General features: G+C 67.9%; 12 protein-coding genes. 9 read left to right on the top strand and 3 right to left on the bottom strand.

The features are described from left to right. Positions 1–114: 114 nt before the first annotated feature. The gene (locus F7O44_RS19265; RefSeq protein WP_222851504.1) at positions 115–897 is read left to right on the top strand and encodes a class I SAM-dependent methyltransferase; all 783 of its coding nucleotides are present in this window, start codon (positions 115–117) and stop codon (positions 895–897) included. Positions 898–1,055: 158 nt separating this feature from the next. Then, the gene (locus tag F7O44_RS19260) at positions 1,056–1,481 is read left to right on the top strand and encodes a DUF3040 domain-containing protein (protein WP_162451923.1); all 426 of its coding nucleotides are present in this window, start codon (positions 1,056–1,058) and stop codon (positions 1,479–1,481) included. A 304-nt stretch (positions 1,482–1,785) separates the two neighbouring features. On the opposite strand, the gene F7O44_RS19255 is transcribed toward F7O44_RS19260, so the two are convergent. Next, a complete protein-coding gene (locus F7O44_RS19255; RefSeq protein ID WP_425501406.1) occupies positions 1,786–4,086 on the bottom strand; it encodes a transglutaminase TgpA family protein in 2,301 nt (766 codons plus the stop codon). On the opposite strand from F7O44_RS19255, the gene F7O44_RS32340 reads away from it, so the two are divergent. After that, positions 3,992–4,192 (top strand): hypothetical protein, encoded by a 201-nt coding sequence (locus F7O44_RS32340; RefSeq protein ID WP_425501398.1) that lies wholly within the window; start codon positions 3,992–3,994, stop codon positions 4,190–4,192. The two genes, F7O44_RS19255 and F7O44_RS32340, sit on opposite strands and share 95 nt — an antisense overlap. On the opposite strand, the gene F7O44_RS31240 is transcribed toward F7O44_RS32340, so the two are convergent. Both F7O44_RS31240 and F7O44_RS19245 read right to left on the bottom strand, forming a co-directional pair. Continuing rightward, entirely contained in the window at positions 4,110–5,390 is a 1,281-nt protein-coding gene (locus F7O44_RS31240) for a DUF58 domain-containing protein (protein WP_162451921.1), read from the bottom strand. The two genes, F7O44_RS32340 and F7O44_RS31240, sit on opposite strands and share 83 nt — an antisense overlap. Next, positions 5,387–6,421: an AAA family ATPase gene (locus F7O44_RS19245; protein ID WP_162451920.1), complete on the bottom strand. Its 1,035-nt coding sequence runs from the start codon at positions 6,419–6,421 to the stop codon at positions 5,387–5,389. The genes F7O44_RS31240 and F7O44_RS19245 overlap by 4 nt, the downstream gene beginning before the upstream one ends. Before the next feature lie 335 nt (positions 6,422–6,756). On the opposite strand from F7O44_RS19245, the gene mraZ reads away from it, so the two are divergent. From mraZ to F7O44_RS19215, 6 genes are all read left to right on the top strand, one after another. Further along, positions 6,757–7,188 carry a division/cell wall cluster transcriptional repressor MraZ gene (gene mraZ / locus F7O44_RS19240; protein ID WP_162451919.1) on the top strand — a complete coding sequence of 144 codons (432 nt, stop codon included), beginning with the start codon at positions 6,757–6,759 and terminating at the stop codon, positions 7,186–7,188. A 149-nt stretch (positions 7,189–7,337) separates the two neighbouring features. After that, positions 7,338–8,459 carry a 16S rRNA (cytosine(1402)-N(4))-methyltransferase RsmH gene (gene rsmH, locus F7O44_RS19235; RefSeq protein WP_162451918.1) on the top strand — a complete coding sequence of 374 codons (1,122 nt, stop codon included), beginning with the start codon at positions 7,338–7,340 and terminating at the stop codon, positions 8,457–8,459. Next, entirely contained in the window at positions 8,456–8,833 is a 378-nt protein-coding gene (ftsL, locus tag F7O44_RS19230; protein ID WP_162451917.1) for a cell division protein FtsL, read from the top strand. The genes rsmH and ftsL overlap by 4 nt, the downstream gene beginning before the upstream one ends. A 350-nt stretch (positions 8,834–9,183) precedes the next feature. After that, positions 9,184–10,956: a peptidoglycan D,D-transpeptidase FtsI family protein gene (locus F7O44_RS19225; RefSeq protein ID WP_162451916.1), complete on the top strand. Its 1,773-nt coding sequence runs from the start codon at positions 9,184–9,186 to the stop codon at positions 10,954–10,956. Between the two features lie 75 nt (positions 10,957–11,031). Then, positions 11,032–11,187 (top strand): tudor domain-containing protein, encoded by a 156-nt coding sequence (locus F7O44_RS19220; protein WP_162451915.1) that lies wholly within the window; start codon positions 11,032–11,034, stop codon positions 11,185–11,187. A 70-nt stretch (positions 11,188–11,257) separates the two neighbouring features. Then, the gene (locus F7O44_RS19215) at positions 11,258–12,877 is read left to right on the top strand and encodes a UDP-N-acetylmuramoyl-L-alanyl-D-glutamate--2,6-diaminopimelate ligase (protein WP_162451914.1); all 1,620 of its coding nucleotides are present in this window, start codon (positions 11,258–11,260) and stop codon (positions 12,875–12,877) included. The last annotated feature ends 8 nt before the right edge of the window (positions 12,878–12,885 follow it).

Raw genomic sequence — 12,885 nt, 5'->3', positions numbered from 1 at the left:
CGGCGCGGGCCCGCCGCGAAAGGGAGCGTCAGCGGACCGGTCGCCGTGTCATGGCAGCCATTCGGGTGACGATCAGCCGATACTGGACCTATTGTCGTCGTCGACTCCACGCTCATGCACCGGACCAACACTGGAGACCAGATGCCGGACAATCCGCACCAGGGAGCTCGCACGGCGGCCTTGTGGAGCCAGGTGGTCGCCTTGCTCGAGCGCCGGAAAGCGCAGCTGGGACACTCCGCGCTCGACATCCTCGACGTGGGCGGCGGCAGCGGCGTCTTCGCGGTCGCGCTGGCTTCGCAAGGGCACCGGATCACCGTCGTCGATCCTAGTCCGAACGCGCTGGCGACGCTGAGGCAACGGGCACTGGAGTCCGGGGTCACCGATCAGGTCGAAGCAGTTCAGGGAGACGCTGCCGGGCTTCCTGGGCTCATCGGAGCGGAAACGGCGGACGTCGTGCTCTGCCACGGCGTGCTGGAAGTGGCCGACGACCCCGCCACGGCGTTGGCGGGTATCGCCTCCTGCCTGCGCCCTTCGGCGATCGGAAGCATCGTCACGGCCCAGCGGAACGCGGCTGTCATCGGAAAGGCAGTCGCGGGGCATCTGGAAGAAGCCAAGCACCTGCTCGAGGATCCGGACGGACGTTGGGGCGCCACGGATCCACTGCCGCGACGATTCAGCGAGGCCGGCCTGGGGGCGCTGCTCGCCAGCGTGGGATTCGTCGTCGACGAGATTCATGGCGTACGGATCTTCACCGACCTGGTGCCGGGGACACTCGTCGACGATCCCGCCGACGTCCGTGCGCTCTCAGCGCTGGAAGCTCAAGCCGCTTCCCACCCGGAACTGCGTCCCCTCGCCGGCGCCCTGCACGCGATCGTTTCGATGCGTCGAGCCCCGTAAAGCGGCCTGGAGCAGGCGGGTCACCGGCCGGGCCGGCCGGCTGAGGCCTATCGAACGTCCAACATAGGCGACCCTGGCTTTCCCCTGGCGCTATCAGGGCATATGCTTGAAGTCACAGCAGTAGACAGATGTAAGCCCGCGTTCGTTGGAGGGGAACGGTGCCTCTCTCCGATCATGAGCAGCGGCTGCTCGAGCAGATGGAGCAGGCGCTCCAGGCCGAGGATCCGAAGTTCGCCACCACCATGCGTGGCTCGGACCTACGTCGCCAATACGTGCGCCGCGCCGTCTGGTCTGGCATCGCGTTCGTCATTGGTGTCGTGTTGTTGATGTCTGGCGCGATCACCCAGGTGATCCCGGTCGGTGTCGCTGGGTTCGTCGTCATGCTGGGCTCGGCATGGCTCGGCGTCACGTCCTGGAGACGCACGCCCGAAGCCACCGCGGAGCCGGAAGACGTGCCTGACATCAGTCCGGGCGCGCCGCGACGGCAGCGTCGCTCGTCCGGCCGAAGGCAACCCAACAGCTCGTATATGCAGCGCCTGGAGGAACGTTGGCGCCAGCGGCGCGAGCGCGGCTTCGGCAACTGACGACGTCCGTTCGGGTCGGCCGGTAGGTCACTCGTTGCCGCTTTCGCGGTGTTGCGGCCTTGTCGTGATGTCCCGCCCAACCACGGCTGTGGTGAGGCGGGGCTTTTCGTCTCGCTCGCCAACAGACTGTCCGATTTGCTCGCGTCGGTCCTTTCCGAAACGGCAGCGGGCTAGTGCTCCGTAATGCCGGTCTCTTTCCGTCTGTGGCGCCCAGGCGGGGTGTGGCTGGGGGACGGGCGCCGATCAATGCTCCCGCCAGCAAGCGCTGCGCAGCCATACCCGGGCAGCGTCGGGAGCCAGCGCGTTATCGTCGCGAACGAGCCAGGGACGCCCGGAGGCGTGGCCCGGCGTCGTCGAGCCAATCCAGGGCCGCGCTGACCTTCTGTGCCGCATTGGTCCAGGCATCGGTCAGCGTGGCGGGCCACAAGAAGGCGCGCGCTCGCCGATGTACCGGTTGCGAACGTAGCAGCGATCTGCAGAACAGGGCGGTATCGGTGCGCAGCTCCGGTACCGGCTCGGCAGAGCGGGCGTAGCGGGCGCGCTCCACCACACTGACCAGATGATCGAGAAGCGTGCGCATCTCTCCGCTGATGCCGGTGCTGGTAGCGATAGTGCGTCCCGCCACCCGCGGAGTCGCCGCGGGATTCCACGAGTAACCGGCGTCCCGGACGGCTTCACTGACCTCAGACCATGCTGCCGCCGCGGCGGCCGTGGTGTCCTGACCGGCGCGCTGCCAGCGCCGCCAGCGACGTAGCCGCGCGATCGCGGATGGTGTGCTGCCCAGCACAAACGCGCCGAGCAATGCCAGTGCCACGGCTTGAGGCCAAGGCGAGGAATCCGTGGGGGTAGCTCCGCCGCCGCCGCCGAGCAGATCGTCCTCAGGCAACTGGTCGAGATTGTCCCGCGAGTCGGCCGTGCTGGTGGCGTCGGGCTCGTCGGGCTGGTCGTCGGGGGTGTCCGGGCTCGGTTCGATGGTCCAGCTCGGCGCCGTGCCGGTACGCGATGCGGGGGTGGGTTCGAATCGCACCCAACCCGCACCTTCGAAATAGAGCTCGGGCCAGGCGTGGGCGTCGTGGGCACGGACCAGCCAGGTGCCGCCGCCCTCGAACGTCCCAGGTGTGAATCCGACGGCCACCCGGGCCGGGATGTCGAGATAGCGAGCCATGATCGCCATGGTCGCGGCGAACTGCTCGCAGTATCCGCGTCGGTCTTCGAGGAAGTCCGCCAGCGCGGAGGATGATGTCCCGGGCTGCGTGGAGAGGTCATAGGTGAATGCCGGACCTCGGAACCATTGCTGGAGTGCCGCGGCCTTCGCGAAGTCGTCCTCCGCGTCCTGGGTGACTTCGTCGGCGAGGTCCGTGACGATGGCCGGGAGTTCTTCGGGGAGCTCGGTCAGCTCCTCGACGTCGGGATTGGGTGAGCGGGCTTCTTGCAGCTGTTCGGCTTCGATGGTGATGTCCAGGCTGACGGCGGTGTAGTCCGCGCCCAGGACATCCTCGTCGGTGGAGACCACATCGAGGGTGGTGACGTCGTAACGCCAGTCTCCGGCAATCTCGATCTGCTGCGCGGGATACGCCAGAGGCAGCCATCGAGAGCTGTAGTTGTCGGTGATCGCGAATTCGAACTCGACCTCCGCCGGATCGTCGAGATCCAGGCCCGGCGGCTCCGGCATGCCATCCGCTACTCGCTGCGATTCCGGAACCGGCCGGTCCGAGGTCTTCCATACCTCGCCGTCGAACGCATCCAGCGTCACGGTGCGAATGTAGTGGGGCGCTTCGTCCGACGCGGCGTAGCGTAAGACGTCGACGTTGTCCGGGCGGGTCAGGTTTCGTTGCAGATCGAGGATGGGGTTGTCGGTACGGATGGTGCGGCCGTCGCCGCTTCCTCCGCCGCCACCACCGCGTCCGTCGACGAGGCCATCGGTGAGGACGGGAGCGAATGCCGGCACGGCGATCGCCGCTGAAAGCGCGACAACCCCCACCCGGCGGCCGTTGCGTGCCAACGCGTTGGTGGCGGGCAATCCCGACGCGTTGCGATGTGGATCGGTTGGGTGCCCCCACGCCGAGACCCGGGCACGGCTTTCGACCACCAGCAGCGCCATGAAACCTGCGGCCGGCGGCACGAACCACCACCACCCGATGTCGCCGCCTTCGATGCTGGCGGTGACGGTGTATGCCGCGGCAAGAGGCACGCCGGCCAGGACCGAACGGCGCAGGGCCGCTGCGAGCAGGTCCACGAATATCGCGATGCCGCCGGCGCCCGCCACGAGGTACACAAGGATGCCGTCGGTGATGGGCACCGGCGTACTGAGCACGCTGATGCTCTCCGCGCCCTGGGTGAACACATCGATGAATCGAGCCGGCCACGTGGTGCTGGGGAACACGCCGAACCATGCGAGATCGGCGGCGATGAGCAGGCCGATCCACCATGTCAGGGCCAAGATCTGCGCGAGTAGCGTCAGCACCGCGGGGACGCGGAAGTAACGGCCGGTGTAGCCGATGGCGACCACGATGACAACTGCCAGCACGGCCTGCGCGACCCAGCTGGCGTCGACCGTGAGCTCGAGCAACGGAACGATCGAGACCAGTGCGGCGATGCCACCCACCACGGTCGGCCGGGTCCGGCTGTTCACGCTGCACCTCCGAGTGTGCGCTCGAGGCCCAGCCGCTCCCACACCGTGGAGACCGATTCGTGGCGTTGAGCGTCGATGACCGTCCATCCGCCACGACGCAGGATCTGGGTGACCTCGGTCTGCCTGACCCGTTCGGTCTCCGATTCGGCCATCGCTGTCCATGAAGCGGCGTCGACGAGTACCGCGAGCGCCGCGGACGTGCCCTGGCGCAGCCGGGCAACCAGCTTCGCTTCCTCGGGCTGCATTCGGCCGAGGACAGCGATCAGCATGCCGGTGGCAGACTCCGTGCCCGCGATCAAGTCGGCCCAATGCGCGACCGAGGCACGCCGGCTGGCCGAGGCGACCGCAAGCGTGTCGAGGAGGTGAATCCGGGAGTCGGCCGGCTCTCGGACGGAGTGGTGCCAGTCCGCGGGCTGGGAATCGTCGTCGTCGTTCAGCAACCGAACGACATATCCGCGGTCGACGAGGTGGACGCCGATCGAGGCGGCAGCACTCACGGCCCATTCGAGGGAGGAATCAGGGCCGTCTCCCGCGTGCCCGCTGAGGCGGTTGTCGAGCAGGATGCTGGCCCGGCTCTGCCATGGCTGCTCTTCGCGGCGCACCATCAGCTCGCCGTGGTGCGCGGTGGCACGCCAATGTACCCGCCGCATGTCGTCGCCGTCGCGGTACACCCGGACCGTGACGTCTTCGTCTCCGGAGGTGGTGATCGCCCGGGGCCGGGTCTCGCCGCTGCCGCTCCACTCGCCGGTCAGCCGGACTGGCGGGAGCGGCCGCACCGTGGGGGTCACGATGAGGGTGCCGACGTCGCTGAACGACCGGCGCAACTCGACCAGCCCGAAGGGGTCGGTGATCCGGATGGCGAGCGGCCCGATGGAGAACCTGCCGCGCAAGGATGGCTGGAGGGTGTAAGTGACGTCGCGGCTGAAACGTGACCAGACGTGGTCGAGGACGAATCGGGGCCGCTGGCCCAACGTGTAAGGCAGGGTGTCTTCGGCGAGAACGACGCCGCTCGGTATCCGGTTGCGGTTGGACAGTCTCAGATGGACGGTGGCGCGGGAGCCTGCCTCTACTCGAGCGGGGTCGATGGTGCGTTGCGCTTCGAGCCGAACGCGGCTGCGGGCAGCGACGATCAGGCTGCCGAGCGGAAGAATGAACAGCAGGATTCCAGCCCGCAGAAGATCACGCTGTCCGACGAGCACAGCGCCCAGGATTATCCCCCCGCCGAGCGACACGAACATCCAGCCGCGGCGAGTGAGGCCGGAGAGAGAGCGACTCACGCGCGCGGATGACCTTCCGGAACCGGAACGTGCTGGACAAGATCGGTGACCACCTGGGCGGCCTCGCGTCGGCCGATCTGTGCCTCGGCCGTGGGCAGCAGCCTATGTGCGAGGACAGGCGCCGCGAGCGCTTGGAGGTCGTCGGGGAGGACGTAGTCACGGCCGTCGAGTGCCGCCCACGCTTTGCTGGCTCGCACCAGGTGGAGGGTGGCCCGGGGGGAAGCCCCGAGCCGCAGTTCGGGGGAGTTGCGGCTCGCGCTGGACAACGCGACGGCGTACTGCTTGACGGCGTCGGAGACGTAGACCGACCGGACCAGCCCGATCAGTTTGGTCATGTGCGCGGCATCGGTGACCGGTTCGAGAGCGTCGAGTCCGGTGTAGGCGCCGTGCGTGTCGATCATGTCGAGTTCGGCGGACGCTGACGGATATCCCATGGACAACCGCGCCATGAACCGGTCGCGCTGGGCCTCGGGCAGGGGATAGGTGCCTTCCATCTCGATGGGGTTCTGAGTGGCCACCACCATGAACGGGGACTCGAGCTGGTATGTGGTGCCGTCGACGGTGACCTGACGCTCTTCCATGCACTCGAGCAAGGCGGACTGTGTTTTGGGTGAGGCGCGGTTGATCTCGTCGCCGACGACGACGTTGGCGAAGACACCTCCGGGCCTGAACTCGAACTGACGGCTCTCCTGGTTGAACACTGAAACACCGGTGACGTCGCTGGGCATGAGATCCGGGGTGAACTGGATCCGGCGGACCGAACAGTCCACGGCCCGTGCGATGCATTTGGCCAGCAGCGTTTTCCCGACACCAGGTACGTCCTCGATCAACAGGTGGCCTTCGGCGAAGAGCACCGTGAGGGCGAGCTCGATGGCTTCCGGCTTGCCCTCGACGACCGCGCCGATAGCGGTTTGAAGGCGATCCGCGGTCTCAGTGAGATCCGAAAGATCGAGCTCACCTGAGCGGTCCTCACGGGGCGTGCCGGTACTGGCGGGCCCGGCAGGTGGAGGCGGGGGCGGGGGCTCGGGCACTGGGCTTCTCCTTCGGACCGGCTTCGAGCGTGGTGCTCGTGTTCCGAGTCTCGCAAATTGCGCGCCGAGAAACGAGCCCCCGCCCGCTCGGGGCGCCGCTTGAATCGCGGCTCACCGCCTGGGCCGTGGCGTGGCGGTTGAGTTTCGACGCCGTGATCATGAGCAGATTTCGGTCGCCTGGGCGACATTGCGGCGCTCATGATCACGGGCGAATTGGGCGGCGGTGGGGCACGAGGGGGAGTGGTGGGGCGCCATGTGGTTGCAAGTGGGGGAAAGTGGAGTAGAGTGGCGGTCAATGGAGCGAGAGTGGCCTAGCCGACGGGGAGGTGGGGCTCATGTTTCTGGGCACCCATTCCCCTCGCCTGGACGACAAAGGGCGGCTCTTTCTCCCCGCGAAGTTCCGGGAAGACCTGGCGGAGGGCGTTGTGATCACACGGGGGCAGGAGCGCTGTCTTTACGTGTGGCCACGCGCGGAGTTCCTGCGGTTCACCGAGCAACTGCGCGCCGCACCGTTCACCCACAAAGGCACGCGGGATTTCGCCAGGATGCTCGCCGCCGGAGCCAGCGACGAGGTTCCGGACAAGCAGGGGCGCATCACCATTCCGGCCGGGCTTCGCACCTACGCGGGGCTGGAGCGGGAGTGCACTGTCGTCGGCGCCATGACGAGGGTCGAGATCTGGTCCTCCGAGGCGTGGGAGACCTACCAGTCCGAGAAAGAGCCGATGTTCGCCGACATCTCCGAGGAGGTGCTACCGGGAATCTTCTGATGGCCGCGCACTTGCCTCGAGCCGTCACCGAGCCGTTCAGGCCCATTCAGTTCGTGCGACGAGGTCTCCGGCCCGCTCACAACTCCCTGGCGCACCTTCCCCGGTGCCAGGCAGTACCGACGAAATCGAGCGGGCGGGGACCTGGTCGCATGAGCGGTCGAGCCAGAGCGAAGGAACCGGGACCAAGAAACTCCCTGCCGGGAAGCAGAGCCAGTGAGGAGGCGACCGTGGCCGAAGAAGGTTCGCCGGACGCCGCCCACGTCCCGGTTATGCTACCGCGGATCACCGAGCTGCTCGCCCCGGCCGTGCAGCAGCCCGGCAGTGTCGTGGTCGATGCCACGCTGGGCCTCGGTGGACATGCCGAGGCCCTGCTCGAGGCATGTCCTGAAGCACGGCTGATCGGCGTAGACCGTGATCAGCAAGCGCTGCGGCGCGCCGGCCGGCGCCTGGCCCGGTTCGGAGCCCGCTTCACACCCGTGCACGCCGTATACGACGAGCTGACGGACGTGCTGGCCGACCAAGGGGTCGGCCAGGTGCAGGGTGTGCTCTTCGACCTCGGAGTGTCTTCGCTCCAGCTCGATGAGGCAGAGCGTGGCTTCGCCTACGCCCACGACGCCCCTCTCGACATGCGTATGGACCAGCACTCTCAGGGGCCTACGGCCGCCGATGTGCTGAACACGTACAGCGCTGGGGATCTCACCCGCATCCTGCGTGAGTACGGCGAGGAACGATTCGCCTCGCGAATCGCGCGGGCGGTCGTGCGGGCCCGGCAGGAGCGCCCGTTTTCCGACAGCGGGCGCCTGGTACAGCTGCTGCGCGACGTCATCCCGGCGCCTTCGCGGCGCACCGGTGGCCATCCTGCCAAACGCACCTTCCAGGCGCTGCGCATCGAGGTCAACGCCGAGCTCGACTCGCTTCGCCGGGCGATACCGGCTGCCTTGGGCGCTCTGGCCGTGGGTGGCCGCGCCGTCGTGCTTTCGTACCACTCGCTCGAGGATCGCATCGTCAAGCGGGCCTTCGCGGCCGGCGCGTCCAGCACTGCGCCGCCCGGCCTGCCCGTCGAACTTCCCGAGCACCGCCCTGAACTCCGGCTGCTGATCCGAGCGGAGGCACCAGCCGAGTCCGAGATCGATGCCAACCCTCGCGCAGCTTCGGCCCGGCTACGCGCCGTCGAGCGGATTCGCGAGGGAGAACGTGGCGCCGGCTCGGGTGAAAGACGGAATGTCGCGAAGACGTTCCGGCACGGGGGACACGGGGAGGAATGCCCATGAGTGCGGAAAAGGCGCTGACGCCGCCGAGAATCCAGAGATCACCACGGCGGCATAACACGCTGCGCGTGCTGCCGGGTACGTCCCGGTCGCCCCGGGCACCGTTCGTGGTGCTGGTGCTGCTGTTGCTGGGTGTCGGCCTGGTTGGGCTTCTTCTGCTGAACACCGCACTGCAACAGGGCTCGTTCGCCTTGGCCCGCCTCGAGGCGGAGACGACCGCGTTGCGGGACCGCGCCGAGATGCTGGCGAGCGAGGTTGCCGTTCTCGAGTCCCCTGCGGGGCTGGCTGAGCGGGCCGAAGAGCTCGGGATGGTCCCGGGCGAGAACCTGGAGTTCATAGAACTGGGCACGCCGTCGGGAGGCGGTGGGGGCGAGTGACCGGGCGGGAGCCGCCGCGCCGCCGTTCGTCGGGGGGCAAACCCAAGCAAACAGGCAAGTCTCGCCGGACTCCGCGCCCGGCTGCCTCGTCCACCGGCCGGGGCCAAGGCAAACCGCCGTCCGGACGCAAACGGCCGGCGTCGTCCGGGAGCGCCAGGAGATCTGCGCCGTCCGCCGGCAGTCCCAAGCGCGCGGCCAAGCCGGCACCGCGCCGTGCGCCCTCGGCGGCGGGCCGCTCCGCGCCGAGCGCGACCACCCGTCGTACCAGGCCGGCACGTGAGCCGGCCGCCAGACCGCCGGCTCGGCGGCCACCGAAACCCAAGGTCGCGAAGAAGAAGCACCCGCCGCGGATGCTCCGGTTGGCCGATCCGCGCAAGCGGCTCAAGGTGCTGATGGTGGCCGGGTGTGTGCTGCTGTCCCTGTTCGCCGGTCGCTTGGTGCAGTTGCAGGGGCTCGACGCGTCGACCTACGCGGTGACCGCCAGCCAGATCGGTCGTACGACCACACCTCTGGTCGCCGACCGTGGCGATATCGTCGACCGCAACGGTGCCCCTCTCGCCAAAGCGGTCGAGGCATATCACGTCTTCGTTGATCAGACGGAGGTCACTAACCCCGCCCGCTACGCGCTCCAGCTGGAGGACATCCTGGAGCATAGCGCCGCAGAACTCCAGGAGAAGATGACCGGAGATCGCCAGTTCACCTATGTGGCGAAGAGCGTTTCCGGCTCTGTATGGCGAGAGATTCAGGAGCTGGAGCTTCCCGGCATCGGCGCGGAGAACGCCGAACTTCGTGACTATCCGGCAGGGTCGGTGGCCGGCAGCATCGTCGGGTTCATCGGCTCCGACGGAACCCCGCTCGCCGGGTTGGAGTTCTCCCAGGACGATCTCCTGGCCGGCGAGGACGGCCAGGTCGTCTACCGGCAGAGCCCGGGCGGGCAGCGAATCCCCACCGGTGCCGTCGCGCGGCAGGATCCGGTCACCGGAGACGGACTACGACTGACCATCGACCGGGACATGCAGTGGTATGCCGAAGAAGTGCTCGCCGAGGCGGTAGAGAACGCTGCCGCGGACTCAGGCGTCGCCGTCGTCATCAAACTCGAACCAGACGCGCACGAGATCACCGCGATGGCGAGCGTGCCTTCGCTCGACCCAACCGATCCCAACAGCGTGGAAGCGGCCGACCGGGGTAGCAAGGCGGTGGAGGAGGCCTACGAGCCCGGCTCGGTCTTCAAGCCACTCAGCCTGGCGGCGGTCATCGAGGAAGGCGCGGCAACGACGGAGTCAGTCTTCTCGGTACCGGACCGGATCCGGCGTAGCGGTCACACCATCCGGGACCACTACAACCACCCCGAACAGCAGATGACCTTGACCGGCGTCATGGCCAAGTCCAGCAACGTCGGGACGTTGCTGGCGACCGAAGCGGTCGACCAGGACGTCTTGTACGACTACCTGGCGGACTTCGGGCTCGGCAGCCAGACGGGCATCGGTCTACCTGCCGAGACCGCGGGGCGGTTGCCGTCCGACATGTCCGACCTGACACGCGACAACGTGTCGTTCGGGCAGGGTGTCTCGGTGAACGCCGTCCAGATCGCCTCCGCGTACGCCGCCATCGCCAACGGCGGAGTGCGGCTGGACCCGACGTTGATCTCGGCGACGATCGACGCCGACGGCAACGAGCACCCGGTCGATCAGGCCGAGCCGGTACGTGTGGTCAGCGAGGAGACCGCCGCGGAGGTCACCGCCATGATGGAAGCGGTGATGGGTGAGGGCGGCACCGGGCAGGGATCGGCCCTCGAGGGGTACCGGGTGGCCGGAAAGACCGGTACTGCTCAGCGGATCGACCCCGATTGCGGTTGTTACCGGCAGTTCAACTCGTCGTTCATGGGCTTCGCCCCGGCCGACGACCCCAAGTACGTCGTCGCCGTCTCGGTCATGAACCCACGCAACGGAAACTCCGGGAGTGGCCTCGCGGGGCCTGCCTTCGCGGACATCCTCCGCTTTGCGCTGGAGATGGAGGGCGTTCAGCCCTCGCCCGACGACCCGCCGCGACTACCGCTCTTCGCCGACGAGATCATTGAGGACCAAAGCGACTCCGATGATGAGGACGATGACGCGGACACCTGAGACACGCGCTGACCGAGCGGCTCACGGCGGAGCCGTCGCACACGTCGTGCTGCGCGCCGAGTAGATTTTGCTGCCGTGTCGCAGAGAGCCGCCGAGAGCCTGTTCCTGAACCCGTACAGGGTGGACGAGCCTTGTCTCCGGGCCGACGAGCCCGGAGACTGGCTATGCGCCCGAGAATCGCGCGATCTCTTGACCGGGATGGGGAACGCGCTGGGGTTGAGCTATGACTGAGGAGCACGCGTCTGGTGCGGGTGCAGCCCCGCGAAGCGCCGGCCCAGGATCTGGTCCGGGGTGGTCAGGCTTGCGCCCGAGCGGCCTTGCGCCGTACCCAGTGGCCAACCTCAGGTCGCTGCTTCCGCTCGGAGCGGTACCTGAGGTCGGGGACCTGACGGTATCGGGCATCACACATGACTCCCGGCAAGTACGACCGGGAGACCTGTACGCGGCCTTGCCCGGAGCTGTGACACACGGTGCGCGATTCATCGACGCAGCCGTCGGGGCCGGGGCGGCGGCGGTTCTCACCGACGAGGAAGGCGCCGAGATCGCCGGCTGGGCGGCGCCGGACACACCCGCTGGGGGTTCGGTGAGCGGTGCGGTGCCGATGATCGTGGTGGATCATCCGCGGGCCTGGCTCGGAGGGATCGCGGCGGCCGTGTACCGGCATCCGGCGCACGACCTGCTCATGCTGGGCGTGACCGGCACCAACGGCAAGACCACCACCGCTTACCTGCTCGAGTCCGGCCTCCGTCATGCGGGATATGTGACCGGCATGATCGGCACCGTGGAGATCCGGGTCGGGGACGAGGTGGTGCCCAGCGTGCGGACGACGCCCGAGGCGACCGATATGCAGGCGATCCTGGCCGTCATGCGTGAGCGGGGCATTCAAGCCTGCGTCATGGAGGTGTCCAGCCATGCCCTGGCTTTCGGTCGCGCCGACGGAATCTCTTACGACGTCGCCGGATTCACCAATCTGTCACGGGACCATCTGGATTTCCACACCGATCTTGAGGACTATTTCGGCGCGAAGGCCCGGTTGTTCTCGGTGCGACGTAGCCGGCAGGCGGTGATCTGCGTCGACGACACCCATGGACGCCGGCTGGCGGCGGAGGTCGAGATCCCGGTCGTCACCGTCGCCACAGCCTCCAGCGGCGGGCCCGCACCCGCAGCGAGCTCTGCCGCGGCGTCGGCGCCCGGGCCGGCCGCGGATCCGCGAGCCGGCTGGCGAGTCCAACGGGGAGAGGTGACCAGGCTGGTCGACGGCGGCCGGTCGGTGGAACTCCAGGTCCCGCTGCCTGGTGATTTCAACGTCGCCAACTCCGCGCTTGCCGTCGTGATGCTCGTACAGGCCGGTGTGGACCCGGAGGTGGCGGCCGCCGGAGTGGGACGATGCCCAGGCGTTCCCGGGCGCATGGAGCAGGTGCGAGTCGACGACCCTGACGCGCCGATGATGGTGGTCGATTACGCACATACACCTGACGCCATCGAGAATGTACTGCGAGCACTGCGAAGCCAGACGCCCGGGCGGCCGGCTGGGAGACTCGTGGTCGTGACCGGGGCGGGCGGCAACCGGGATCGAGACAAACGGCCACTCATGGGGGCGGCGGCGGCACGCAACGCTGACGTCGTGATAGTGACGGATGACAATCCGAGGCTCGAGCATCCGCCGGAGATCAGAGCGGCAGTTCTGGCCGGCGCGGAACGTATAAGTGAAGAGGAGCGTGCTGAGGTGGTGGAGGTCGCGGACCGGCGAGCCGCGATCCGCGCTGCTCTGGCTCGCGCTCATGGACCTCAGGACACGGTGGTCGTCCTGGGCAAGGGACATGAGCCCGGCCAAGAGATCGGCGGCACGGTGCACCCGTTCGATGACCGCGATGTGCTCCGGGAGGAGCACCTGGACAAGATCGGCAGACATGGTGAGTGAAATAGAGG

Origin of the sequence: Phytoactinopolyspora mesophila (genome assembly GCF_010122465.1) — a bacterium.
Lineage (GTDB): Bacteria > Actinomycetota > Actinomycetes > Jiangellales > Jiangellaceae > Phytoactinopolyspora > Phytoactinopolyspora mesophila.
This window is presented reverse-complemented; position numbering and strand designations above follow the sequence as displayed.